The sequence below is a fragment of the Rhizobium sp. NPDC092011 genome, from assembly GCF_044756305.1.
GTDB lineage: Bacteria > Pseudomonadota > Alphaproteobacteria > Rhizobiales > Rhizobiaceae > Rhizobium.
The window spans coordinates 260,651-283,894 of the sequence record NZ_JBIVSO010000006.1 but is presented as its reverse complement, the minus strand read 5'-3'; the positions used below and the strand labels follow the sequence as shown (position 1 = coordinate 283,894).

The 23,244-nt window shown below is 60.1% G+C and carries 26 protein-coding genes; 6 read left to right on the top strand and 20 right to left on the bottom strand.

All coding sequences use genetic code 11. From position 1 onward, the window contains the following. Window positions 1-11: 11 nt before the first annotated feature. From flgG to flgF, 7 genes are all read right to left on the bottom strand, one after another. Window positions 12-800, bottom strand: coding sequence for a flagellar basal-body rod protein FlgG (gene flgG, locus ACIQJ2_RS24170; RefSeq protein WP_199150185.1), 789 nt, complete (start codon window positions 798-800; stop codon window positions 12-14). A gap of 96 nt (window positions 801-896) precedes the next feature. After that, complete coding sequence (locus ACIQJ2_RS24165; RefSeq protein ID WP_199090086.1) at window positions 897-1,247, bottom strand: flagellar hook-basal body complex protein FliE; 351 nt, start codon at window positions 1,245-1,247, stop codon at window positions 897-899. Then, on the bottom strand, window positions 1,247-1,663 hold the full coding sequence (flgC, locus tag ACIQJ2_RS24160) for a flagellar basal body rod protein FlgC (RefSeq protein ID WP_199150184.1): 417 nt from the start codon (window positions 1,661-1,663) through the stop codon (window positions 1,247-1,249). The genes ACIQJ2_RS24165 and flgC overlap by 1 nt, the downstream gene beginning before the upstream one ends. Window positions 1,664-1,679: 16 nt before the next feature. Continuing rightward, window positions 1,680-2,072: a flagellar basal body rod protein FlgB gene (flgB, locus tag ACIQJ2_RS24155; RefSeq protein WP_199150183.1), complete on the bottom strand. Its 393-nt coding sequence runs from the start codon at window positions 2,070-2,072 to the stop codon at window positions 1,680-1,682. Window positions 2,073-2,189: 117 nt separating this feature from the next. Continuing rightward, window positions 2,190-2,735, bottom strand: coding sequence for a flagellar protein (locus tag ACIQJ2_RS24150; protein WP_400676102.1), 546 nt, complete (start codon window positions 2,733-2,735; stop codon window positions 2,190-2,192). Window positions 2,736-2,818: 83 nt separating this feature from the next. Beyond that, the gene (fliI, locus tag ACIQJ2_RS24145; RefSeq protein WP_400676104.1) at window positions 2,819-4,207 is read right to left on the bottom strand and encodes a flagellar protein export ATPase FliI; all 1,389 of its coding nucleotides are present in this window, start codon (window positions 4,205-4,207) and stop codon (window positions 2,819-2,821) included. 12 nt (window positions 4,208-4,219) lie between these two features. Further along, complete coding sequence (flgF, locus tag ACIQJ2_RS24140; RefSeq protein WP_199150180.1) at window positions 4,220-4,954, bottom strand: flagellar basal-body rod protein FlgF; 735 nt, start codon at window positions 4,952-4,954, stop codon at window positions 4,220-4,222. A gap of 223 nt (window positions 4,955-5,177) precedes the next feature. On the opposite strand from flgF, the gene motA reads away from it, so the two are divergent. From motA to ACIQJ2_RS24110, 6 genes are all read left to right on the top strand, one after another. Continuing rightward, the gene (motA, locus tag ACIQJ2_RS24135; RefSeq protein WP_199150179.1) at window positions 5,178-6,050 is read left to right on the top strand and encodes a flagellar motor stator protein MotA; all 873 of its coding nucleotides are present in this window, start codon (window positions 5,178-5,180) and stop codon (window positions 6,048-6,050) included. Window positions 6,051-6,055: 5 nt separating this feature from the next. Beyond that, window positions 6,056-7,003, top strand: coding sequence for a FliM/FliN family flagellar motor switch protein (locus tag ACIQJ2_RS24130; RefSeq protein ID WP_400676106.1), 948 nt, complete (start codon window positions 6,056-6,058; stop codon window positions 7,001-7,003). Window positions 7,004-7,068: 65 nt separating this feature from the next. Continuing rightward, entirely contained in the window at window positions 7,069-7,599 is a 531-nt protein-coding gene (gene fliN / locus ACIQJ2_RS24125; RefSeq protein WP_199150177.1) for a flagellar motor switch protein FliN, read from the top strand. A gap of 49 nt (window positions 7,600-7,648) precedes the next feature. Then, window positions 7,649-8,692, top strand: a complete 1,044-nt coding sequence (fliG, locus tag ACIQJ2_RS24120) for a flagellar motor switch protein FliG (protein ID WP_400676108.1) — start codon at window positions 7,649-7,651, stop codon at window positions 8,690-8,692. 92 nt (window positions 8,693-8,784) lie between these two features. Further along, the gene (flhB, locus tag ACIQJ2_RS24115; RefSeq protein ID WP_400676110.1) at window positions 8,785-9,864 is read left to right on the top strand and encodes a flagellar biosynthesis protein FlhB; all 1,080 of its coding nucleotides are present in this window, start codon (window positions 8,785-8,787) and stop codon (window positions 9,862-9,864) included. Window positions 9,865-9,869: 5 nt separating this feature from the next. Further along, window positions 9,870-10,310 carry a hypothetical protein gene (locus ACIQJ2_RS24110; RefSeq protein ID WP_199150174.1) on the top strand — a complete coding sequence of 147 codons (441 nt, stop codon included), beginning with the start codon at window positions 9,870-9,872 and terminating at the stop codon, window positions 10,308-10,310. Between the two features lie 238 nt (window positions 10,311-10,548). Here ACIQJ2_RS24110 and visR read toward each other — a convergent pair whose 3' ends face one another. The 13 genes from visR to ACIQJ2_RS24045 all read right to left on the bottom strand — a co-directional run bounded on the left by visR (window position 10,549) and on the right by ACIQJ2_RS24045 (window position 22,850). Next, on the bottom strand, window positions 10,549-11,295 hold the full coding sequence (gene visR, locus ACIQJ2_RS24105) for a transcriptional regulator VisR (RefSeq protein ID WP_400676112.1): 747 nt from the start codon (window positions 11,293-11,295) through the stop codon (window positions 10,549-10,551). Between the two features lie 11 nt (window positions 11,296-11,306). Continuing rightward, window positions 11,307-12,044, bottom strand: a complete 738-nt coding sequence (gene visN, locus ACIQJ2_RS24100) for a transcriptional regulator VisN (RefSeq protein WP_400676114.1) — start codon at window positions 12,042-12,044, stop codon at window positions 11,307-11,309. Between the two features lie 518 nt (window positions 12,045-12,562). Then, window positions 12,563-14,242 carry a flagellar basal-body MS-ring/collar protein FliF gene (fliF, locus tag ACIQJ2_RS24095; RefSeq protein WP_400676116.1) on the bottom strand — a complete coding sequence of 560 codons (1,680 nt, stop codon included), beginning with the start codon at window positions 14,240-14,242 and terminating at the stop codon, window positions 12,563-12,565. 166 nt (window positions 14,243-14,408) lie between these two features. Next, window positions 14,409-14,798, bottom strand: coding sequence for a hypothetical protein (locus ACIQJ2_RS24090; RefSeq protein ID WP_199094284.1), 390 nt, complete (start codon window positions 14,796-14,798; stop codon window positions 14,409-14,411). A gap of 16 nt (window positions 14,799-14,814) precedes the next feature. After that, complete coding sequence (gene cheD, locus ACIQJ2_RS24085) at window positions 14,815-15,369, bottom strand: chemoreceptor glutamine deamidase CheD (protein ID WP_199149747.1); 555 nt, start codon at window positions 15,367-15,369, stop codon at window positions 14,815-14,817. After that, the gene (locus ACIQJ2_RS24080) at window positions 15,366-15,755 is read right to left on the bottom strand and encodes a response regulator (RefSeq protein WP_004128537.1); all 390 of its coding nucleotides are present in this window, start codon (window positions 15,753-15,755) and stop codon (window positions 15,366-15,368) included. The genes cheD and ACIQJ2_RS24080 overlap by 4 nt, the downstream gene beginning before the upstream one ends. Beyond that, on the bottom strand, window positions 15,755-16,801 hold the full coding sequence (cheB, locus tag ACIQJ2_RS24075) for a protein-glutamate O-methylesterase CheB (protein WP_400676118.1): 1,047 nt from the start codon (window positions 16,799-16,801) through the stop codon (window positions 15,755-15,757). Before cheB ends, ACIQJ2_RS24080 begins: the two co-directional genes overlap by 1 nt. Continuing rightward, window positions 16,798-17,706: a protein-glutamate O-methyltransferase CheR gene (cheR, locus tag ACIQJ2_RS24070; protein ID WP_199149745.1), complete on the bottom strand. Its 909-nt coding sequence runs from the start codon at window positions 17,704-17,706 to the stop codon at window positions 16,798-16,800. The genes cheB and cheR overlap by 4 nt, the downstream gene beginning before the upstream one ends. Further along, window positions 17,703-18,170, bottom strand: coding sequence for a chemotaxis protein CheW (locus tag ACIQJ2_RS24065; RefSeq protein WP_199149744.1), 468 nt, complete (start codon window positions 18,168-18,170; stop codon window positions 17,703-17,705). Before ACIQJ2_RS24065 ends, cheR begins: the two co-directional genes overlap by 4 nt. A 4-nt stretch (window positions 18,171-18,174) precedes the next feature. Next, entirely contained in the window at window positions 18,175-20,466 is a 2,292-nt protein-coding gene (locus tag ACIQJ2_RS24060; RefSeq protein ID WP_400676120.1) for a chemotaxis protein CheA, read from the bottom strand. 16 nt (window positions 20,467-20,482) lie between these two features. Next, window positions 20,483-20,848, bottom strand: a complete 366-nt coding sequence (gene cheY1 / locus ACIQJ2_RS24055) for a chemotaxis response regulator CheY1 (protein WP_004128526.1) — start codon at window positions 20,846-20,848, stop codon at window positions 20,483-20,485. After that, window positions 20,845-21,141, bottom strand: coding sequence for an STAS domain-containing protein (locus ACIQJ2_RS24050; RefSeq protein WP_184709394.1), 297 nt, complete (start codon window positions 21,139-21,141; stop codon window positions 20,845-20,847). Before ACIQJ2_RS24050 ends, cheY1 begins: the two co-directional genes overlap by 4 nt. A gap of 62 nt (window positions 21,142-21,203) precedes the next feature. Then, on the bottom strand, window positions 21,204-22,850 hold the full coding sequence (locus tag ACIQJ2_RS24045) for a globin-coupled sensor protein (protein ID WP_400676131.1): 1,647 nt from the start codon (window positions 22,848-22,850) through the stop codon (window positions 21,204-21,206). Window positions 22,851-23,244: the final 394 nt, after the last annotated feature.

Here is a 23,244-nt window from a genome sequence, read left to right as displayed (position 1 = left end):
CGTCCTTCCCGCTACTTCAGGTTCTTGCTGACGATCTGCGCCATGTCGTCGGCCGTCGTGATGACCTTGGAGTTCATCTCGTAGGCGCGCTGCGCGGTGATCAGGTCCGTGATCTCTTTGACCGGATCGACGTTCGACGACTCCAGATAGTACTGCTTCATGTAGCCGAAGCCGTTCTGGTTCGGGTCGGAGATGACCGGATCGCCAGAGGCCGGCGTCTGTGTGAAGAGGTTGCTGCCCATGGGCTGCAGACCGGCTTCATTGACGAAGTTGGCGATCTGTACCTGACCGAGGGTGGTCGGCGTCGTGGCCGTGCCGATATTGGCGGAGATCTGACCGGACTGGTTGATGGTGATGTTGGTGGCGTTGTTCGGAATGGTGATTCCGGGCGCCAGCACGTTGCCATCGGGCGTGACGATCTGGCCGGTATCGCTCTTGTTGAACGATCCCGCGCGGGTGTAGGCCGTCGTTCCGTCGGGCATCTGGATCTGGAACCAGCCACGGCCGACAAGCGCGACGTCGAGGTCGTTCTGCGTCTGCGACAATTGTCCCTGGATCTGGATGTTGCGCACCGCAGTGGTCTGCACGCCGAGACCGATATTGGCGCCTTCCGGAACCACGGCCTGGTTGGGCCGGTTGGCGATGCCCTTGGCACGCTCAGTCTGATAGAGAAGGTCGGAGAACTCTGCGCGCGAACGCTTGTAACCGGTCGTGTTGATGTTCGCGATGTTGTTCGCGATGACTTCAAGATTGGTCTGCTGGGCGTCCATGCCCGTTGCGGCAATTGCGAGCGCTCTCATGCTTTCGTCCTTCGAGCTGGGGCGTGATCGTCGAAACCGGGTGCGGTCAGCGAGCAACTCACGCGAAATCAGTTAGTTAGGGCGGGAAACCCCGCTCTAGATCTGCATTCTCGTAATATCGAGAAAGGCGGAAACGACCTTGTCGCGCAGTGCGATCGCGGTCTGCAGGGTCTGATCGGCCTGCATGACCTTGTCGACGACTTCGCGCGTGCTCATCGTTCCCTTCATGCCGGCGAAGGAGGCGTTTTCGGCTTCCTTCAGCGTGTTGACGGAATCCTTCGCGACATTCGACATGACCGAAGCGAAGTTCATTCCGGCTTCAGCTCCCATGGCGACTGCCGGCGAGGCATTCAGCGTGCTGGAAGCTGCGGAGGTCAGGTCGGTAGCGATGCTGCCGAGACCACGGGTTGCCGAGAGAGAGGCTACATTCTTGATGGAGTCGATCATTATGAGTTCTTCAGCAGGTCAATAGTGGAAGAGATGAGGTCGCGAGCCTGCCTGACCGTCTGCAGGTTGGCTTCATAGGACCGGTTTGCTTCGCGCATATCGGCCATTTCGACGAGGATGTTCACGTTGGGCATCTTGACGTAGCCCTTCTGGTCCGCGGCCGGATTGCCCGGATCATATTCCTGGATGAACTTGCCCGTATCCTGGCCGAGCTTCTTCACTCCGACCGTGGTGAGACCGTTGGCGCGATCCATTTCGGCGCCGAAGGTCACGGTCTTGCGCCGATAGGGATCGGCGCCCGCAGTGTCACCCGTCGAACGGGCGTTGGCGATATTTTCGGAAACGACGCGCAGGCGAGTCGATTGAGCCTCCAGGCCAGAGCCTGCGATCTTCAATGCGGCGGATAACGGGTCCATGACATCTTCACTTCATCTATTGTTTTACGGTCATCAACATCATGCGATGAAAGGAGCTTACGAGCGCGGTGTTCAAGCTGTACTGGCGCTTGATTTCACCGGATTTGGCGAGCTCGTCCTCCAGGCCGACGGTGTTACCCGACTCCTGAACGCCTATTTCCTGATTGAGCGACGCTTCCTCTACGTTGATATTGCCGCTCGAACTGAATTCATTGCCCGAAAGATGCGCCGGATTGGTCTTCGCCATGCCGATGTTCTGGTTGTCCAGAACAGCCTGGAACGGCGTGACATCCTTGGCGCGATATTTCGGGGTATTGGCATTGGCGATATTGCCGGCAACGACTTCCTGGCGCGCCTGAAGCCACTCGGCTTGCCGCGAGGCCAGGTCAAAAAGCTGAATCGGTTGCATGGGCTTCTCTCCGTTCTTACACTAGGAATCTAGCGGGATAATCTTGCGTGGGACTTGCGAGAAATGCGTTCCTGCAAACTCTTGAAAGTGCCTGAAACTCAGGCACTTTCGGGTCTTTCAATTGTTGCCGTAAATATCGCCCGTTGAAGTGACGATGATCCACTTTCCGTCCCGCTGCTCGATCGAGGCCAAGCGGCTGTTATCGGGCAGAACCGAGCCGACGCGTACGACATACATGCCCGTATCGTCCTCGATCAGCGCACGACCGTTGACGATGTGCAGCAGATGGAATGGAACCTTGCCCGGAAACGGCTGCTGATCGGCAGCCGGACCCTTGTCGTCCTCGCGGCCGGTGTTGCTGACGGTCGCTGTGGTCAACGGATCCGGGATGAGATCTCTCGGTTCGGCGGGGTTCTTGTTGACCATGGCAAGCGGCGAGACGCTCACGACCTCGCGGCCCGGCCAGTTCGGCAGGTCGCGGGTGCGATCGCCCTCGGCCACATGAATACCGAACTTGTCAGGGTTCAGGAAAACATACCACGGGAAGAAGGCCGAAGCCCCGGCAAGTACCAGCCCGGTGCAGGCCAACGCCTTGTCCGTGACGGTTCGCCTCCTCGCCGGTTTCAACGGAGCGACCGGTTCGTCTGCGTCGGTTTCTCTCACGTCTGCCCCCTCTTTCGGCACCCGATGCCGCGATATCGGCTGGCTGCGAACAATGTTTGATTGAAGCGATCCCGCATGCGACGTCACCTCGCCCGAACCGGCACCGCCGCGGCGGAGCCATTCTTCAAGGCAGTCGCAAGATCGGTGAAGGAGTCTTCCGAGGGCCCTTCGCCCGGGGTCTGTTTCAGGATGTCGTAGATGATCGGCACCTGGCGGACGGCGATATCGAGATCCGCGTCGCTGCCTTGGCGATAACCGCCGATCAGGCGCAGATCGCGAGTTTCCTCATAGCGATGCACAAGGGCTTTCAGTCTGGAGACCAGCTTTTCCTGATCCGGCGTCCACGCCTTGCGCGCCAGACGCGAAACCGACGCCAACGGATCGATCGGCGGATAGCGACCTTCCTCGGCGAGACTGCGCTGCAGAACGATATGACCGTCGAGAATACCGCGAGTGGAGTCGGCGATCGGGTCGTTGTGATTGTCGCCGTCGACGAGAATGGAAATGATGGCTGTGATGGTGCCGGTGCCTTCGGGACCTGGCCCGGCCCGCTCGAGAAGACGCGGCAACTCGGTGAAGACGGAGGCGGGATATCCGCGAGCGATCGGCGGCTCACCGGATGCGGTCGCGACTTCGCGGATGGCATGGGCAAAGCGCGTGACGCTATCGACGATCAGCAATACGTTGTCGCCCTGGTCGCGAAAGTGCTCGGCAATGGTAATCGCCGAGAGGGGCGCCATCTTGCGCAGCATCGGACTTTCGTCACTGGTTGCGACGACGGCCACCGCCTTCTGCATATGGCTGCCAAGCGTATCCTCGATGAATTCGCGGACTTCACGGCCGCGTTCGCCGACAAGCGCGATCACCACCTTGTCGAAGGCTTCCGCTCTGGCGACCATCGACAGAAGCGTCGACTTGCCGACACCGGAGCCGGCGAAGATGCCCAAGCGCTGGCCAAGGCAGAGCGGTGAAAAAATATCGATAGCCCGTACGCCGGTCTTGAAACCGGTTTCGACGCGCTGGCGCGTCATCGAGGGCGGCGCGGTGTTGGAGATCGAGCGCGCTTGGAGCCCGTTCGTCAGAGGTCCGAGCCCGTCGATCGGCTCGCCGAGCGAGTTGATCGTGCGGCCGCACCAGCTGTTATCGGGAGAAATGCGGAAGGCGCCCTTGCGGATGATGGTGTCCTGAATGCCGATCGGCTCGCCCGGCTCGATCGGACAGACATAGGTCAGCTCCGGCTCGACGCGCACGACCTCGCCGAGGTGAACCCCTGTCTTCGAGCGATGCGCGACGAAATCTCCAAGGCGCACCTGCCGGGAAAGGCCGGCAACCGTATAGTGACCAGCAGCGATAGTGCGCACGTGACCGCCATGAGCCACGGCATTTTCCGCCATCGCATACTGCCCTGTCAGGACAGCCATATGCGAAAGCTTCGGCGACATCACGTCCTCCGGCAACCGATCCTCGACCATGATAAGCCCTCTTTACTGGCTGCCGCCGAGGGTCTTGATCGCGTCGGTGAGCGTGCCTTCGCTGCTGCTGGTGAGCGTGCTGATGTTGTCGAAGGCGCGACTGACCTCGATCAGGTTGGTCATTTCCTTCATGCCGTTCACGTTGGAATTTTCGAGATATCCTTGCGCAACGCCGACATTCGAGCGGTCGATCACCGGCTGCGGCGTATCGGTCGGCAGGATGCCGCTGTTCTGGTAGCGCAGGAACCCCTTGCCGACATCCGCGGAATAGAGGCCGATCTGCCCCATGCGCTTGCCGTTCTGGGTAATCGTGCCGTTCGACGAGACTGACGGCGCTCCGCCCGACGGGTCAAGCTGGATCGGCGCTCCGCCGGGATCGAGCACAGGAAGGCCGCGCACGGAAACCAGCGCGCCGCTCTCGGACATGGTAAAACGGCCGTCGCGGGACAGGACCGTACCGGCCGGTGTATTCAAGCCGAACCAGGCATCGCCCTTGACGGCAAAATCGAAGAAATTGCCGGTATTCTGCAGTTCGCCATTGTCAACGGAGAGATAGTCGTTGCCTTGCGAGACGAAGGCGACTTTGGCGTTGAGCTTGTTTTCGGTATTGCTGAGAACCTGATCGAACTTGACCTCCGTACCGCGGAAGCCCGTCGTGTTCACATTGGCCAAGTTGTCGGCGATGGTCGTCAGACGCCGCTCGAGCGCCATCTGAGACGATAGCGCCACATAGATACCAGACTGCATTTTCAACGCCCTCCGGACATTGGAGAATAACGGGAAAGGAAACGCGCCGGGGCGCTCCTACATTTCGTTAGCGGGGCATCGATGCCCTTACCCGCTATCCTGCCGGCATTGGCTTGTGCGAAGCTGACACGGCAAAATAAGGCTGCGAGCGGCATCGAACAGCCTCACGCAAGGCAGGTCTCCTAGTTCATCGTATGAAGCAACGTTCAGGTGTGGACCGACGATGAACATTATTATCGGATTTGTAGTGACCTGCGGCTGCATCATAGGCAGCTTTATGGCTATGGGCGGAGACGTAGGCGCGCTGTTCCAGCCCTTCGAATTTGTCATTATCGCAGGCGCCGGTCTCGGCGGCTTCATCATGGCCAATCCGATGAAGGTGGTGAAGGATTCGGGCAAGGCGCTCGGCGAAGCCTTCCGTCATGCGGTTCCCAAGGAACGCAATTATCTCGACACGCTCGGCGTGCTCTATGCCCTGATGCGCGACCTGCGCACCAAGTCACGCAACGAGATCGAGGCGCATATCGACAATCCGGATGAATCGGCGATCTTCCAGGCCGCACCGACGGTTCTGAAGAACAAGGATCTGACGGCTTTCATCTGTGATTACGTCCGTCTCATCATTATCGGCAACGCCCGCTCGCACGAGATCGAGGCGCTGATGGATGAAGAGCTGAACACCATGCAGCACGACAAGATGAAGCCCTATCATGCCATCACGATCATGGGCGATTCCTTCCCTGCCATCGGTATCGTTGCCGCCGTTCTCGGCGTCATCAAGGCCATGAGCCACATCAACGAATCACCCGAGGTTCTCGGCCACCTGATCGGATCGGCGCTGGTCGGCACCTTCCTCGGGATCATCCTGTCCTATTCCGTCTGCGCGCCGCTGGTTTCGCAGATCAAGGTCGTCCGCAGCAAGCAGCATCGCCTCTACGTCATCGTGAAGCAGACGCTGCTGGCCTACATGAACGGCTCCGTGCCTCAGGTCGCACTGGAATACGGCCGCAAGACCATCTCTTCCTACGAGCGCCCTTCCATCGACGCCGTCGAGCAGGAAATGATGAACCCCGGCGGTGAAAGCAAGGCAGCCTGACGATCATGAGCCAGCAATCCGCACCCAAGGCACACACCATGGATCGCACCCTCTTTGCCAAGCTTACAGGCAATCTCGGCGATCAGGCGATGCTTGCCAAACTCGGCACCTCCTTCGCCCAAGTCTATGCCGAGTTTTTGCCCGACATCGTCAAGAGCGAGACGGGTCTCGACATCAACATCGCCTATGCCGGCTGTCAGTCCGGCCTCATGAACCAGCTGATTGCCGGGCTTGGCGGCAACTACGCTCTGGTCAACGGATCGCTGCGCAACTGGGCGCCGAAGTTCGTTCTCGGCTGCGGCTCAAGTTTCATCATGACGCTGATGGAACATATGCTGGGCGCGCGGCCGGAAGACATGGAAGTGGCCATTGCCAGGCCGCTTTCGGTGATGGAGCTCGATCTCTCCATCATGATCTTCGAGAAGATCGCCAATGTTCTCCGCTCGGCGGTCAATGCTTCGGGCGGCTTCGAGCCCTATCTGGATCCACCGCGCAACATCGAGGACCATCCGGCGCCGATCGCCGATGACAACGATGATTTTGCCGCCGCGATCACGATGATGATTTCGCTCGGCAAATGCGTCTCCGAGATCGTTATCGTCGTGCCGCAGCGCGATCTGCTCCGCACCGTCATCAGCGCACCGCGCGCCAAGAATCCGACGGCAGCCTCTCAGGCGTGGTCGGAACAACTGAGCGAACAGGTCCGCCGTTCTCAGGTGACGCTCGAAGCGCGTATCCGGCTGCAATCGCTGACGCTGGACACGATCTCGAAGCTCGCCGTCGGCGATGTCATTCCCTTCATGGATAATACCGGCGACGTCCGGGTCGAGGTCAGCGCCAACAGCAAAGACCTCTATATTTGCGAATTCGGCCGCTCTGGCGAAAATTATACGGTGCGCGTCAAGGACAACGTGAATTCAGACGACGAGCTTCTTCGACACCTAATGAATTGACCGGCTGGCGGGTGGGTCCCCACCCACGGCAGCTTGAGGCAAGTTTCAACTGGAATAGTGATTTCATGGCTACGAAGACGATACAGCAAGACAGCGACGAATCGCTGGACATTTCAAACAGCGACGCCGCACTGGACGAGGCCATCGATGGTCTGCGCGGTGTCCTGAAGAAGGATAGCGACGGCAGCGCGCCGGATCTCGAAGCCGATGCTTTCAGCATGGAAACCGGCACGGATCTGTCTACCTTCGGCGACTTTGGCGACGACGCCTCCAGCCCGGCTTTCGACGACAGCGACTTTGGCAGCGCCTCTCCGGCGCCTGAAGCGCTCGGCAGCGCTCTTGCCGCCAATCTCGACATGATCATGGATATCCCGATCGACGTCCAAATCATGCTCGGCAGCAGCCGCATGCAGGTCTCCGGCCTGATGAACCTGACGGAAGGCGCAATCATCGCGCTCGACAAGAAGATCGGCGAGCCGGTCGAAATTACCGTAAACGGCCGCAAGATCGGCCGGGGCGAGATTACCGTTCTGGAACATGATGACACCAGATTCGGCATCAAGCTCACTGAAATCTACAACACCAAGAAAAGCTGAACCCGGCTCAGGATGAGCCCACTCCCTGTGCGGGATGGAGACGAAGACCATGATGGACTTTGACGATTTCAGCGGCACGCTTGCCGAGAAACCGTTATCTCAGACTGAAAAGGCGGCGGCCGTCCTTCTTGCTATGGGAAAGCAGGTGGCAGGACGGCTGCTCAAGTACTTCACGCAGAACGAGTTGCAGATGATCATCGCTTCGGCGCAGTCGCTGAGGCTCATCCCGCCGGACGAACTGGCCCAGCTCGTGGCCGAATTCGAAGACCTGTTCACCGAAGGTGCCGGCCTGATGGATAACGCCAAGGCCATCGAGAGCATTCTCGAGGAAGGCCTGACGCCGGATGAAGTAGACAGCCTGCTCGGCCGCCGTACCGCTTTCCAGGCCTACGAGACCTCCATCTGGGATCGTCTGGGCGAAGCGGACCCTGTCTTCGTCGCCAAGTTCCTCATGCGCGAACATCCCCAGACCATCGCCTATGTCCTGTCGATGATGCCTTCCGCTTTCGGCGCCAAGGTGCTGCTGCAGCTTCCCGAAGCCCAGCGCGCCGACATCATGAACCGCACCGTCAACCTGAAGGAAGTCAGCCCGAAGGCCGCTCAGATCATCGAGAACCGCGTTCTCGGGCTGATGGCGGAGATCGACGCCGAGCGCAACGCCTCCGGCTCGACCAAGGTCGCGGACCTGATGAACGAACTCGACAAGCCGCAAGTGGATACGCTGCTCAGCTCGCTCGAATCGATCAACAAGGAATCGGTCGAGAAGGTTCGTCCGAAGATCTTCCTGTTCGACGATCTCACGCGCATGCCGCAGCCAAGCCGCGTACTGCTGCTCAACGATATCGCCTCGGACATTCTGACGATGGCGCTGCGAGGCTCCAGCGCGGAGATCCGCGAGATCGTTCTGTCTTCGATCAGCCCGCGCCAGCGCCGCATGATCGAATCCGATCTGCAGACGGGCACGAACGGCATCAATCCGCGCGAAATCGCCATTGCGCGTCGCGCCATCGCCCAGGAAGCCATCCGGCTTGCCAATTCCGGCCAGATCGAGCTCAAGCCCAGGGAAAATACGCCTGTGGAAGAAGCGGCGTAATCTCGCCGCGACTCACTTGAATTGTCTTAGAGTGCTCAGCTTAGGCCGCGTATGATGCGCGGCCTCTTTCCGTTGCGTAAAGGGCGGCTGCTTTGGCTGACGAAGACAAGGACAGTAAAACAGAAAACCCGACGGAGAAGAAACTCCGCGAGACCCAGGAGAAAGGCAATGTGCCTCACTCCAAGGAAGCGACCCTATTCGCCACCATGCTCGCGACCGTCATCTACGTCACCTTCTTCCTGCCGGCCCGTATGGGCCGCATGGGCGAGGTTCTTCGCGACCTCTTCGAAAAACCGGATCAATGGAAGCTTGAAACCGGCCCCGACGCCATTTCGCTCTTTATCCGCTTGGGCTGGGAGGTCGCCAACATGGTGCTTCCGGCCATGGTGCTTTTCATGACATTCGGCGTCGGCGCTTCGATGTTCCAGAACCTGCCGACACCTGTGCTGGAGCGAATCAGGCCGCAATTCTCGCGGATATCACCCGTTTCCGGCTGGAAGCGCCTGGTCAGCGTGACCGGCTTGGTGGAGTTCGGAAAGTCGCTTACGAAGATCCTGCTGGTGAGCGTCGCGATGTTCTTCGTGCTGCGCGGTCAGTTTTTCCATTCGATCGATGCGATGGCATCCGATCCGCATACCATCTTCATACGCCTCTCGGAGATAGTGCAGCAAATCCTGATCATCGTGCTGATGGCGACCGTGGTCGTCGGCGTCGCCGATGTCCTTTGGAGCCGACATCACTGGTTCGACCAGCTGAAGATGACCAAGCAGGAAGTCAAGGACGAGCACAAGCAATCCCAAGGCGATCCGATCGTCAAATCGCGCCAGCGCTCGATCGCGCGTGACCGCGCCCGCCGGCGCATGATGAAGCAGGTGCCGCGCGCCACCCTGGTCATCGCCAACCCGACGCACTTCGCGGTCGCGTTGCGCTATGTGCGCGAGGAAGGCGACGCGCCTGTCGTCGTTGCCAAGGGCCAGGATCTCATCGCATTGAAAATCAGAGAGATAGCGGAGGCTAACAATATTCCCGTTTTCGAGGATCCTCCCCTCGCCCGCTCCATGTTTGCGCAAGTCTCGGTTGATAGCGTCATACCGTCAGTATTTTACAAGGCTGTCGCCGAGCTCATTCACCGGGTCTACGCTGCGCAGTCGAATAGAAAACGGGTACGATAAACCATATGAAAAAATGCCCCTACTCTGCCCAACGCGAACGAATACTTGCCGCAGCCATCAGCCCTGTCGCGAGCGAATTGCGTCTGCTCGACGCCGCCGACCTGATCTCTCTGCTGCGTTTTGAACGATATGGTAATCTTGCCGACCTCGTAGCTTCGGCCGCCGAGCTGTATTTCCTGCCTGGCATCGTCAATTTCGGACTCGGAGGCGACTACAAGCTCGATTGGAGCGGCCCCGCCGAAGTTACGCTCGATCTGGAAATCAAGCCGCGCGGCGTCATCATCTATGCCAAGCTCGCCCTGACGGAGCATTATGCGGGCATAGAAATCAACCATATCGCTTTCGACAAGGCTTCGGCTGATCCGGACGAGAACACGGCACTTCTCGCACGCAGCCTCAAGGATGCGCGTTACGTCATCCGCGGCGAAGCCGTGCGCGCGATTTGACGCAGCATTTCCGCGTTTTTTGAATCGCGGAAGCGCTCCATCTTCTTGCCTTTACGCATTCCGAACGGAAAACCGCGACGTGTTTTCCTGGAAATGCGCTAAAAATCAGGTTTCAGGAAGTGATATCTTGGAGCGGCGTGGATCGGCTGAAGCCGGGACCGCCGCTCTATTTCTTTGCTCGATCATATCGACCGGCAATTCCGGGCGGGAAGCAGTGCGCGGGTTTGCGCGACGTGCCTTAGCTGATGTGACCGAAGCGAATCGCCTTTGCGATCGCCTGAATACGATTGACGCTGTCGAGCTTGATCGTCGCCGATCCGAGATAGGCGTTGACGGTGTGAACCGATAATCCCAGCTTCTCGGCAATTTCCTCGCTGATGCGCCCATCGCCGGCAAGCTGCAGGCAGGCGATTTCGCGCTCGCTGAGTGCTTCGGCGGCCTGCGAACGGCGCTCGTCCAGCGACAGGAGCTCCATCATGACCCGGCAGCTACGGCCGTGCAGCTCGACGATGACATCGCTGGTCAGGTCCATGAACTTCGCCGTGAAGACGACGTAGCCGTTGCCCACGGCGCCCAACCGGACGGGAAAAGCCACGCCGGCGAAGGGCAAAAGGTGGGGCTTCAGGCGCTGGGTGAAGGCAGCAAAGTCGGGGGTCTCGGCCGTGCTGTCGCTATCGCGGCCGTTCCACATGAGCGGCAGCAGCGATTTGTCGATATGCTCGATCATCGCGTCGCCATAGGCATCGAGAAAGGATTTGGCGACCACGGAATTGGCCGAACCCCAATTGTCGAGCTCGCAAACCAGACGCTGCTTGTGCGGCAGACCGGAGCCGTGAAGACGGCAAACCGCGAAATGCTGCGCATCGATCAGCTTCAGCATCGAAACGAGCTTCGGAAAGAGATCGGAGCGGCCAGAAATCCGGCTCGAGCGGGTCAGCCGCGCTTCTGCCGGCGTATCCGTCGTCCTGTCTGGCTGATATCGCATTCAACGGGCCTTCAAACGAGGTTGTTTCGAACGGCGAAGGCGATCGCCTCCGACCGGGTCTTGGTGGCGGTCTTGCGCATGACGCTGGTGATATAGTTGTTGATGGTGTTGCGCGAGATCCCGAGGATCATGGCAATCTCGTCGCTCGTCTTGCCCTCGGCGATCCAGAACAGACACTCCAGCTCCCGCTCCGTGAGATCGAAATCGCGCTCCAGCTTGTCTTCGAAGCAGCGCGTGCAGCTGGCAAGATAGCCCGACAGCAGGCCGACATCACGCAGCCGATCCGAAGAGAGCGATACGAAGTCACGCGTCAGCAGCAGCAGCGAAAAACGCGTACGGCCGACATTGAGGGTCAGCCCGTAATATTGCCGACCGACTCCCTCCGGCAGTTCGAGATCGTCAGGCAGGGAAGCCACGCTCGGCTGGAACAACGACATGCATTTTTCCAGCTCGCCGATACGGCCATAGCCGCTTGTCAGCTCCGACGCGAGGCGCCTGACGAGATCAAAGGGCCAATCGGAGGAAACAACGAAATCCAGGCCGCTTTCCTGTATGAAGTCGCAGCGCACCAGAAGATAGTGGGAGGCACCGGCATAGCTCGCCAGCGCCCGCAGTCCGGCTTGGAGATAGGTCGGACCGGAAACGGCACTCAGCTGAAGAATCAGCTGCTCGCGCGACATGGCGGCGGCAGGCGCAATTGACCGCGCATCCCTATCGCCTTTGCTCGCCTGCGATATCTGTATGTCCATTCCCGCATTTCCTGCCGCTGGTGGACGATGGGTCGTCAACAAGAGCATCATTCAGTCGAAGCCCGGCGCCCCAGCCCGGAAGATCAATCTGATTTCCATGGGGCGTCGGCGCCGAATCATTGTTTACCGTGACGAAAACACATCCCGGTGAAGGTAGGGTGGATCAACGCACCCGTCATTGATTTCCACATCTACGATCGTGCCGCATAGACACTGCGGACATGACCAACCAACCATGCACCGATTTTCCCGCGCCCGGACTCGACAAGCCCAGGAAGCTTGCGAAACGCTGAGATCGGAGACCGATTCGCGCCAGTTAAACGGTTAACAAGTATAGTTGGCATATTAGTAAGTCGATTCTTTCTACCCAGCAACGGCCTATACATCAAAATTCCATCTTACGAACACGTCAAATTACTTGGCTGAGTCGAACATGCAACAATGAAGCCGGCAAAGCAGGCAGAGGTATGAGACCGTTCCGGAAATGCAAACGACCGGGATCTCTCCCGGTCGTCTTATCATGCGGCCTGATCGACGGCCCATTTTCTGAGGATTTTCGCGGCACGTTCTTCGCTGATTTCCACCATGCGCGAAAGACGGCGCTCCGGTCCTTCCTTGACGCGGCGGTTGAACGTGCCGCCGTCGTCGCCCATTGTCAGCAGATCGTCGGTGCTGTCGAAGCCGAAATCCGAGCCGAAGCCATCCATGAGCGCGGCACCGGGGCCGCCCACCGGAGGCGCGAAGTCCGGCAGTTCCAGGCCGGCCGCCTCTGGCAGGGCCGTACCGCCTGCCGCACCGCCGCTCAGCGAGCGGATCAGCGGACGGAAGCCCACCCAGACGATCAGGAAGGCGACCGCGACGAAGGCCAGCGAGTTGATGATGCCGGCAAGGTTGCGGCTCAGCATTTCCGTGATGCTGAAACCTGATCCGGTATCTTCCAGAAGCTGGTTGTCGAGGAAGTTCATCGCATTGACCGTGACGACGTCGCCGCGACCCTGATCGACGCCTGCAGCCGTAGCAACGATCTTCTGCATTTCGGCGATATAGGCATCGACTTTCGCCTGATCGGCACCGTCGCCAAGCATCTGGGCGATACGGCCCCTATTGACCACCACGGCGACCGAGAGCTTTTCGATCTTGTAGCTGTTGCGGGTGGTCGCCGTCGTCTTGCTGTTGATTTCGTAGTTGGTCTGCTCTTCGCGTTTGTCGGACTGGTCGTTCGACGTCGGCGTGTTGCCGCCGGATTGCGGAGCCGCCTGCGGGATATTCTGCTCTACTGTCGCCGCCGTGTCTGGTTGGCTCTGCTGCGACTTCTGCGCTTCCTTGACGGTGCGGACGGAACGCTCGACCTTCGATTCCGGATCGAAGGTGGTTTCCTGCACCTGCTGGCTATCGGTATTCAGCTGCGCCGTAACGCTGGAGCGAAAATTGTCCATGCCGAGGAACGGTGCGAGGGCCTTGTTGATATTGCCTTCGATCTCGCCTTGCACATTTTGCACGATGCCGAGATTACGGCTGAGCGCACCGTTGCTCGGATCGTCGCCTGATGCGAGCAGCTGACCGGTCGAATCGAGGATCGTGACGTCATCGGCTTCCAGACCGGGAACGGCCGAAGCGACCAGATGCCGGATGGCCGGTGCCGACCTGCGCGCCGCCTCGGCGCTCGCGCGGATCATCACCGACGCCGTCGGCTTCTGATCAGCCTTACGGAAGTTGCCGACGTCCTGCATGACGATGTGGACGCGCGCAGCGCTGATCCCGGCGATCGAGGTGATGGTACGGCTGATCTCGCCTTCGAGCGCACGCACGCGGGTGACTTCCTGCATGAAGGAGGTCAGGCCGAGAGAGCCGACATTGTCGAAGAGTTCGTAGCCGGCCTTGCCGCTGCTCGGCAGACCGCGCTCGGCAAGCAGCGCACGGGCCTTGCCGGTCATGCCGACCGGAACGGTCAGACTGGTGCCGTCAGTGCCGACCTGAAAACCGATTTTGGCTTCTGCAAGCGCGATGCTGATCTGATTGAGATCGGTCGTATCCAGGCCGACATAGAGCGTTTCCTGTGCCGGCTTGTTGACAAAGAGGGCCGCCAGAAGGACCAGCACAATGGAAGCTGCGCCGACGCCACCCATGATCATCAGGCGCGTCTTGCCCAGATTCTGTATGTTCCGGAATAGGGGAACTAGTTGATTTAACAGATTCATTCTGTTCTCGCACGATTCGTCAAAGACCTGATGCCTTTGTGCTCCGTAGCGAAAATAGAAATTGAAACTTGTGCGAACGTTTCGTCCGGCCCGCCTCAAAGGAAAAAGCGGGGGAGAAGCGAGGGAAAATTATATAAGAAAAACAATATCCGTTGCGGATGCCCGATCAGAAGAAATCGAAATCGCCGGCCGCCTTCGCCATGGGTTGCTGATGGGCGTGGAAATTGCCGCCGCCAAGCGCCTTCTGCATCTCTGTCAGTTTGACCAGGCTTAACGCAGCCGCAAGATCGACCGTCCATCCCTCCGGCATGCTGCCGGCAATGGTATCGATGAACTCGGCGATGCCGCGCGTCTTCTGGACGGCAAGGTCGATGCCTTGAAGAACCTTCATCGTGCCGGGCGATTCCAGCACCTTTGCGCCTCCGACATCCAGCAGCTGCGGCTCGATGCGTTCGATCAGATAGGCGACATCGTGCAATTCGGAAACGATACGCAGGAGAATAGCCGGAAGCAGATCCTCGGAGTCGGTCATTTCGGCGCGCTGGAAGGGGGTCATGCGGTAGCCTCGCTGATCAGAAAAATTCGATCGAATTGTCGACCGGCTTCGGAGCCACGACAGGACGCTGCTCGAGCGCCACGGTCTTCTGCGTCTCCGCACCGGTGAGCGGGTATTGTCTGGCTCTTCCGGAGATCGGCCAATATTCAACCTTGCGCCCATGTTCGCCGCCGGTGCTCGAGCCGACGACGGGTATGCCTTCGTCCTTCAGGAACTGCATGGCAAAGGCTGCATTCTGCTCGCCGACATTGGAGAAGGTCGCGATCGTTTTTGCGCCGCCGAAGACTTTCGCCTCCAGCCGATCGCGACGCGCGCCCTTCTTCAGGAGGCCGTTGATCAGAAGCTCCATGAGGTGCACGCCGTAGCGCGTCGCATCACCACCGGTCATCGGCGAGCTTGCCATTCCCGGGAGGAGGAAATGGTTCATGCCGCCGACGCCGGCGATCGGGTCGCGCAGGCAGGCCGCGACGCACGAACCGAGGATGGTGGTCAACACCACCTCCGGATCGCTCACGACCTTGTACTCGCCCTGAATGATGTGAACGCGGCGGGCAGCACCCTCGACGATCATTTCAATGCTCCGAACACGGCCTCGATCGCCGCTTTCATCTTTTCGATGGTGAAGGGCTTGGCCAGCACGTTGTTGGCGCCAAGCTGGGCCGCTTTCTGGACAAGCGCGCGGTCGCCCTGCGCCGTCAGAATGATGAAGGCCGCCTTCTTCGTCGTCGGGTTGGTGCGCACAGCCTGCAGCAGGCCAAGCCCGTCCATCTTCGGCATGTTGAAGTCGGAGATGACCAGATGATGGGGCTGCTGCTCCATGATCTTCATCCCCTGCTCGCCATCACCGGCTGCCGTGATCTGCTTGAAGCCGAGCTGCGTCAGCGCATCACTGAGCAGAAGCCGGCTGGTGACCTGATCGTCGACGATCAGAACTTTGATTTTCTCCGCTAGAGACATTATTCGCTCCCTTCCTTTCGGGCGGCTGTTATTTTCAAGATTTCCTCGCCAATGGCGTTCAGCGGAAACTGGTTTTCGACGGCACCAAGCTCATGGGCGACCCTCGGCATGCCGTAGACCACACAGGTCTTTTCGTTCTGACCGATGGTGCGCGCACCGGCGTGGCGCATCTTGAGGAGACCGGCGGCGCCGTCGCGCCCCATACCGGTCAGGATCACGCCGACAGCATTGCGGCCTGCCAGTTCGGCAACCGAATCAAAGAGCACGTCGACGGAAGGACGGTGGCCGTTGACCGGCGCGCCTTCGACCAGGCGGCAATGCGGTGCCGACGCATTGGCAACCCGCAAATGCCTCTCGCCGCCGGGCGCCAGATAGATCTTGCCGATCGCCAACCGCGCGCCGTCGGTCGCCTCTTCGACGACAGGCGCGCAGAGGCGGTTCAGCCGCTCTGCAAAGCTGCGCGTAAAGGTCGGCGGCATATGCTGGGTGATGACGGTCGGCGGACAATTGGCCGGAAACTTCTGCAGCACATTGATCAATGCCTCGACACCGCCGGTGGAAGAGCCGATGGCGACGATCTTACGACCGACGCGGAAATCGGCAACCGCCGGGGCCGGCGGAGCGCGTTCTGTCCCGGACTTGACGTATTGCCGCTGCGAACGGGCAGCGGCCTTGACCTTCTCAGCCAGGTCGCCGAACGGATGAGGCTCGCCCGGCGAGGGTTTTCCGACGCAATCGAACGCACCGATCTCAAGGGCGGCGAGCGTCGCGTCGGCGCCGCGATGCGTCATCGTGGAGACCATGATGACCGGCATCGGCCTCAGCGTCATGATCTTCTCGAGAAAATCGAGGCCGTTCATGTTCGGCATCTCGATATCGAGGGTGACGACATCGGGATTGAGCGCCTTGATTGCTGCGCGCGCCTCCAGCGCATCGCCGGCTTGACCGACGACATTGACCTCCGGATCCGAGCGCAGGACAGCGGTAATCAAGCCGCGCATGGTCGGGGAATCGTCGACGACGAGAACACGGGCAGCTGCGTTCATGGTTTTCTCCCCGCGTTCTTGCCGAGATAGCGATAGGTAGTGATGCCGATGTTGTCGAAGAGGTGTTTCGATTCCCCGGCGACACGCTCTGAATGGCCGATATAGAGATGGCCGCCTTCCGGCAGCTGACCAGCGAAACGCGACCAGATCTTCACCTGCGTCGGTTCGTCGAAATAGATGACGACGTTGCGGCAGAAAATGACGTCGAAAGTGCCCTTGAAGGGCCACTGCGCCATCAGGTTCAGTTCGTTGAAGGTGATGAGCCGCTTGACGCGATCATCGATCTGGAACTTGCGGCGGCCCTGGACATTGACCTCCTGGAACCATTGCTTGCGCATGGCAGGCGAGATCGTTTCCAGCGCAGCCTCGTCATAGGCGCCGGCACGCGCAAGGCCGAGGATCTTAGGATCGATATCCGTCGCCAGGATCTTGAAATCGAACTCCGCCGCATTCGGCATCAGCGACAGGACCGTTAGCGCGATCGAATAGGGCTCTTGCCCGTCGGAACAGGCCGCCGACCAGATCCGCACACGGCCGCCGGCCTTGGCGCGGGCCAACAGGCCGGGCAGAACTTCGGTGCGCAGATGATCGAAATGATGGTTCTCGCGGAAGAAGCGGGTGAAGTTCGTCGTCAGATGCGACAGCATCTCCCGCCGTGCCGCACTTCCGGCCGGCGAAGACACCAGCAGACAATAGTCGCGGAAGCCCGGCAGGCCCAGTGCGCGGATATGCTTCGACAGCCGCGAATAGACCAGCGACGCCTTGCTTTCGTTAAGAGAAATGCCCGCATCCGCATAGATCATGGCGGCGATCTCGGCGAGGTCGCGCCGGGTCAGCGGATATTCGCCACTGGCCAGCACCTCGTCCGGAGACGCCTTGAGATCTATCGCTCCCATAACATTCATGCAGCTTCGCTTTCACTCTCGGGGAACAGGGCTTCCAGTTCGATAAGGCAGATCATGCGACGGTCGATGGCGACGATGCCGCGGGCAAACTGCCGCTCATGGTCGGACGAGACCTCCGGCGTCGGCTGTATGCTGTCGTCGGTGATCGTCAGAATGTCGGACACGGCATCGACCAGAAGACCGACAACCTTGCGCTTGACCTGCGCCACGATAATCACATGCCGCGCTGTCGGCTCCGCATTCTTCATGCCGAGACGGCTCGAAAGATCGATGATCGGCAGCACGGCGCCGCGCAGATTGATGACGCCAAGCATATAGGCCGGCGCATGCGGCATGACGGTCGCCGGAGTCCAGCCGCGAATTTCACGAACCGACATGATGTCGACGCAGAACTCCTGCTCGCCAATCCGGAAGGCGATCAGCTCCCGGACTCCCTGGGTCAGATTCTTGACGGCATAGGACATAAACTCACCCCACCGCTGCGTAGGACATTTCTGGTTTCAGCGACTGACCGCGCGAAGCGCCGACCACCGCGTCGACATCGAGAATGAGAGCCACGCGGCCATCGCCGAGGATGGTTGCGGCCGCAATGCCAGGCACGTGCGTATAGTTGGCCTCGAGGCTCTTGATGACGACCTGACGCTGCCCCTGGATCGCATCGACCATGAGCGCGCGCTGACCACCGCCTTCCGACTCCACCAGCAGCGCTACGCCTTCGACCGGATTGGCCTGCGTGGCGCGGAAGTTGAGGATGCGGCCGACATCGACCAACGGGCAGAAGCTGTTGCGGATCGAGATCAAGCGATGGTTCGCGCCGAATGAATGGATCGCGGAAGCCTCCGGCTGAAGCGTCTCGACGATCGCCGTCAGCGGCACGACCAGGGTTTGGCCGGCAACCGTCACCACCATGCCGTCGAGAACGGCAAGTGTCAGCGGCAGGCTCATGGTGAAGACGGAGCCCTGCCCCGGCTTCGAGCTGATGTTGATACGGCCACCAAGCGCCTGGATCGAGCGCTTGACCACGTCCATGCCGACGCCGCGGCCGGAAATGTCGGAAATCTTGTCGGCGGTCGAGAAGCCCGGCAGGAAGATGAGGTTGTCGATTTCCTCGTCCGAGAGATTGGCGTCCGCCGCGATCAGGTCGTTGTCGATGGCCTTCTGGCGCACCCTCTCGCGATTGATGCCGGCGCCGTCGTCGGCAAGCTCGATCAGGATACGGCCCGAACGATGCTTGGCCGTCAGGCGAACGGTGCCTTCGGGGTTCTTGCCGACGGTTGCGCGCTTTTCGGGCGTTTCGATGCCGTGATCGACGGCGTTGCGGATCATGTGGGTCAACGGCTCGGCGAGCTTGTCGATGACGGTCTTGTCGACTTCGGTATTCTCGCCCTCGGTGATCAGACGGATCGACTTGCCGGTCATATCGGCGATTTCGCGGACGATACGCGACATGCGCTGGAACACCGGCTTCACCGGCTGGGCGCGAATCGCCATGACGCTGTCCTGGATCTCGCGGGTGAGCTGCTGCAGCTCCTCGAGACCCATATTGATCGACGACGCACCATTATTGTCGTTTTCGATGACGCTCTGCGAGAGCATCGCCTGATTGATGACGAGTTCGCCGACGAGGTTGATCAGCCGGTCAACGCGGTCGAGATCGACACGGATGGTTTGGCCGACACTGGCGGCGGCACTGTTCTGCGCCGCTGCGGCGGCGTTGGCGGCTGCGGCGGCAGCAAGAGCCGCTTCCTTCTTTTCGACGCGGGCTGCGACGGCGGCGAGCTGCGTGACGTTGCTGGCGGTTTCGGCAGCGGCGACGGCAGCGGCAGCATCGTTCCTCGACAAAGGAGCTTCCTCGATCGGCTCAACTGCCGGTTCGGCGCGCTCGTCATCGAGAACGGAAAGGTCGAAGGGCACCGGAACCATCGGTAACTCTTCGTCATCGGATACGGAAGCACCGACCAGCCGGACATCGAGATCGCAATCCCATTCGGCAAATTCGAAGACGGTGCGGATGGCATCTTCGCCCTTGTCCGTCTTGATCGAGATCGTCCACTTGAAATAGGCGCCTTCCGGGTCGAGTTCAGGCAGGCCCGGCAACGCATCCGTATCGCAATAGACGCTCATTTCACCCAGCCGCGCGAGATCGCGCAGCAGCAGCGTGGCGTCGTTGCCCTTGGCGTAGAGATCGGAGCGCGGCTTGAAGCTGACTTCATATTCCGGCAAGGCATCGGCGGCCGGTTCGTCGGCACCGAAATCGTCGTCGAAGCTGAACGGGATGGGCTGGAAGCCACTTTCGTCCGTCGGAGCCGGTGCGGCTGCGACCGCCTTCGGAGCCGGCTCAGCGGCCACCGCCACGGCTGCGGACGGCACCGGCAGATCGCCGTTCGCCAATGCCTCCAGCTCCTTGACCAGTCCGCGGCTGCGCGCCGGATCGACGCTGCCGCCATCACGGGCGGCGTTGGTCAGGTCGGCGAGAACGTCGGCAGACTTGAGCATGACCTTCAGGACATCCTGGGTCGGCTCCAGCTTGTTGGATCGAACGCAATCGAGCGTGGTCTCGAAGACGTGAGCAAAGGAGACCAGGTCATCCAGACCGAAGGCTCCCGCCCCACCTTTGATGGAATGAACGGCACGGAAGACGGCATTGACGGTTTCCGGATCGCGGTCGCCATCATTCATTTTCAGGAGACCGGATTCCAGTTCCGCGAGCTGCTCTTCGCACTCCTGGAAGAAAATCTCTTTGATTTCGTTCATATCCATAAGGGGCGGATCCTGTTTAGGCGGTTACGCGCTCGATGGCATCGATCAGCTTGGCGGGGTCGAACGGCTTGACGATCCAGCCGGTTGCACCGGCCTGGCGGGCACGGTTCTTCTTTTCGGCATCGCTCTCGGTCGTCAGCACCAAGATCGGAACCGCACGATATCTGTCGTTGCGACGAACGCCCTCGATGAAGCCGAAGCCATCGAGGCGCGGCATGTTGATATCGGTGACGATGACGTCCGGATTGGCTTCTTCCAGAATTTCCAAACCTTCGACGCCGTCTTCAGCCTGGATGGTCTCGAAACCCGCATTGTTGAGGGTGACGAGAAGCATGTTTCGAATGGTCCGTGAATCATCCACGGTCAGCACTTTTTTCTTCATTGCCGGATCTCCTTGGCCAGCAGATGAGAGATATCCACCCCGATCATCTGCATCGTTTTTTGAAATGCGTCCGACACCTTGGAAAAGGTGAAGGACAGCTTGTCCTCATCCCAGGTCTTGGCAGCGGCCATGATGACCTGCATGCACAAGGCCCCAACCCTTTCGACGCCGGACGCATCGATCACGACATTGCTGCCGCGCATCCCCATCAACTTGCCGCGCAACGTCGAGGCCTCGTTGAGGTCCAGCACCGCGGCCAGACTGATTGTCTTTTCGCCTTTCCTGCTCGGCATCGCATTATTCCTTGTTGTCTGAGATCGGACCGGTTGGCCCGCACACACACGAAACGGTTAAATCAATAGGCATTGCGCTCGCCTCCCATCGCCGTCCTGCGAAGCGGGAAGCCGAAATCGGCCATTTCGTCTTCATCGCGACCGACGCTGAATTCGTCGCGGGCGGAAAGCTGTCGCTGCTGCACGGCCTTCACCGGCGCCGGAGAGGCTGCCTGGCGCCGCTCACGCTCGATGCGAAACTCGCGGATGGTCCGGCCAAGCTCGACAACAACTGTTTGAAGGTGATCGGCACCTTCCTGCGAACGATTGGCCAGGTCTTCACCAACGGCCGCGCGCGCGCTGAAACCGCCGATATCCGTCGAGAGCGAATTGAGGCCGGCGACCTGCACGTCGCTTGCCGCCGCGATCCCCGAAATGGCGTCGTTGATATCCGTTACCTGGCGGACGATGCTGCCGATGGCATCCTGCGTGCGGCCTACCATCTGCACGCCTGCATCGACCTGCGCCTTCGTGCCCGTCACCAAAACCTTGATTTCGCGCGCAGCATCGGCGGAACGCTGCGCAAGCGCGCGAACCTCCTGCGCGACGACGGCAAAACCACGGCCGCTATCGCCGGCGCGGGCGGCTTCTATGCCGGCATTCAAGGCGAGAAGGTTGGTCTGGAAGGCAATTTCATCGATGACACCGATGATCTGGCCGATCTTTTCGGCTGACGTCTCGATATCCGCCATGGCCGATATCGCCTGCCCGACGATGCGGCCGCTGTCTTCCGCAGCCGTGCGTGTCGATGCGGCGGCACGTTCTGCCGAGCGGGTACTGGCTGCATTGCCACGCACGTGATCGGCAAGCTCGGCAAGCTGGCGCGCCGAGGCAGCAAGCCCCTGTGCGTGCTCGGCTGAATTCTCGACAAAGGATCTGGAGGTGCGAGCGATGGCGTCCGTCGTCGCCTCGGCTGCCTGCACACCACTGGAGAGGGCTGCGAACTGCTGACGAATGTCCTCCAGCGCCGCATTCAACGCTTCAGCTACTTCCATGTAGGCTTCGGGACAATCGGCCGGCAGGCGAGCAGTCAGATCGCGATCGGCGAGACCGTTGGCTAATTCGGCGAAAAGACCTGCCGCTTCGTTGCGATCGGCGAGTCGCTGTTCGGCCAGAGCCCGCTGATGCCCGATGCGCAATTCGTTGAAACGCAGGGATACGGCAATCTCGACATCGACCATGACAAGACGGACGACCGACGTGACCAGTTCCTTCAGCTCACGCGCCCGGCGCTTGGCTCCCGGCAGGATGGCACGGCCACCCATCTCATCGAGGAGACCGGCAAGGATATGCTCCAGCATTACGCCGTGACCGGCAACGTGCCAGCGCGGGTCGAGGCCCATCTTGCTTTCGCTGTCGGAGAGAACCTTGACGCGTTCGGCATAAAGACTGTCGAAGCGGGCGTCCGTCAGAACGTCCCAGTGCGAGGACTGCAGATCCTGAAGTCGCTCAAGCTGGTTTTCGCTGGCGAAATTGCGGGCAGCGTCCGGAAACGTCTGGAAGCGGTGGAAGAGATCGCGCAGGCCGGACTTGAGATGGGCCTCGAGCATTGGCCTGTTACGGCGCAGCGCCTCGCATTGTCCGGCATCGAGACCAGCAAAGCGCAAGCGGTCGCGAAGGCTGCCAGCCTGCGCCCTACCTGCCTGATCTGACGGCGAATCCTGCGCCAAAATCGTCCCCGCCGAAGTGCCGAGCGCGCAAGCGCCGGCGAAACCGCTGATGATCCGCGCAAAGCGCGATGAGGACGCGAGGAAAAGCACAGGAGGCCGCCGATCAAATGATCGAGGCGCTGAAGCTCGCTCGTTCATCAAAGTCTTGTGCGGACCTGTTTGATGAGATGGATACCGGATCTGACCCGGTACGACGGGGCGGCTTCATGCCTGCTGAGAACGAGTCACAATTTTCCCATTCCGACGTTCAGCCTCATTATTTATGGTTAATTCCTTGCCCGAAGGTTAATGACATCAGGCCGGCCGCCCGGTTTCGGTCATCGCGGAGCCGGAACAGCCCTTTATGCGTGTCCAACCCCGGCGAAAGCCACTTCAACGCAAGTCACGAGCAAGC

Excerpts from the sequence above, each read along its gene's own strand:
- flgG (WP_199150185.1), bottom strand. The coding sequence starts at position 800 with ATGAGAGCGCTCGCAATTGCCGCAACGGGCATGGACGCCCAGCAGACC.
- ACIQJ2_RS24165 (WP_199090086.1), bottom strand. The coding sequence starts at position 1,247 with ATGATCGACTCCATCAAGAATGTAGCCTCTCTCTCGGCAACCCGTGGT.
- flgC (WP_199150184.1), bottom strand. The coding sequence starts at position 1,663 with ATGGACCCGTTATCCGCCGCATTGAAGATCGCAGGCTCTGGCCTGGAG.
- flgB (WP_199150183.1), bottom strand. The coding sequence starts at position 2,072 with ATGCAACCGATTCAGCTTTTTGACCTGGCCTCGCGGCAAGCCGAGTGG.
- fliI (WP_400676104.1), bottom strand. The coding sequence starts at position 4,207 with ATGGTCGAGGATCGGTTGCCGGAGGACGTGATGTCGCCGAAGCTTTCG.
- flgF (WP_199150180.1), bottom strand. The coding sequence starts at position 4,954 with ATGCAGTCTGGTATCTATGTGGCGCTATCGTCTCAGATGGCGCTCGAG.
- motA (WP_199150179.1), top strand. The coding sequence starts at position 5,178 with ATGAACATTATTATCGGATTTGTAGTGACCTGCGGCTGCATCATAGGC.
- ACIQJ2_RS24130 (WP_400676106.1), top strand. The coding sequence starts at position 6,056 with ATGAGCCAGCAATCCGCACCCAAGGCACACACCATGGATCGCACCCTC.
- fliN (WP_199150177.1), top strand. The coding sequence starts at position 7,069 with ATGGCTACGAAGACGATACAGCAAGACAGCGACGAATCGCTGGACATT.
- fliG (WP_400676108.1), top strand. The coding sequence starts at position 7,649 with ATGATGGACTTTGACGATTTCAGCGGCACGCTTGCCGAGAAACCGTTA.
- ACIQJ2_RS24110 (WP_199150174.1), top strand. The coding sequence starts at position 9,870 with ATGAAAAAATGCCCCTACTCTGCCCAACGCGAACGAATACTTGCCGCA.
- visR (WP_400676112.1), bottom strand. The coding sequence starts at position 11,295 with ATGCGATATCAGCCAGACAGGACGACGGATACGCCGGCAGAAGCGCGG.
- visN (WP_400676114.1), bottom strand. The coding sequence starts at position 12,044 with ATGGACATACAGATATCGCAGGCGAGCAAAGGCGATAGGGATGCGCGG.
- fliF (WP_400676116.1), bottom strand. The coding sequence starts at position 14,242 with ATGAATCTGTTAAATCAACTAGTTCCCCTATTCCGGAACATACAGAAT.
- ACIQJ2_RS24090 (WP_199094284.1), bottom strand. The coding sequence starts at position 14,798 with ATGACCCCCTTCCAGCGCGCCGAAATGACCGACTCCGAGGATCTGCTT.
- cheD (WP_199149747.1), bottom strand. The coding sequence starts at position 15,369 with ATGATCGTCGAGGGTGCTGCCCGCCGCGTTCACATCATTCAGGGCGAG.
- ACIQJ2_RS24080 (WP_004128537.1), bottom strand. The coding sequence starts at position 15,755 with ATGTCTCTAGCGGAGAAAATCAAAGTTCTGATCGTCGACGATCAGGTC.
- cheB (WP_400676118.1), bottom strand. The coding sequence starts at position 16,801 with ATGAACGCAGCTGCCCGTGTTCTCGTCGTCGACGATTCCCCGACCATG.
- cheR (WP_199149745.1), bottom strand. The coding sequence starts at position 17,706 with ATGAATGTTATGGGAGCGATAGATCTCAAGGCGTCTCCGGACGAGGTG.
- ACIQJ2_RS24065 (WP_199149744.1), bottom strand. The coding sequence starts at position 18,170 with ATGTCCTATGCCGTCAAGAATCTGACCCAGGGAGTCCGGGAGCTGATC.
- ACIQJ2_RS24060 (WP_400676120.1), bottom strand. The coding sequence starts at position 20,466 with ATGGATATGAACGAAATCAAAGAGATTTTCTTCCAGGAGTGCGAAGAG.
- cheY1 (WP_004128526.1), bottom strand. The coding sequence starts at position 20,848 with ATGAAGAAAAAAGTGCTGACCGTGGATGATTCACGGACCATTCGAAAC.
- ACIQJ2_RS24050 (WP_184709394.1), bottom strand. The coding sequence starts at position 21,141 with ATGCCGAGCAGGAAAGGCGAAAAGACAATCAGTCTGGCCGCGGTGCTG.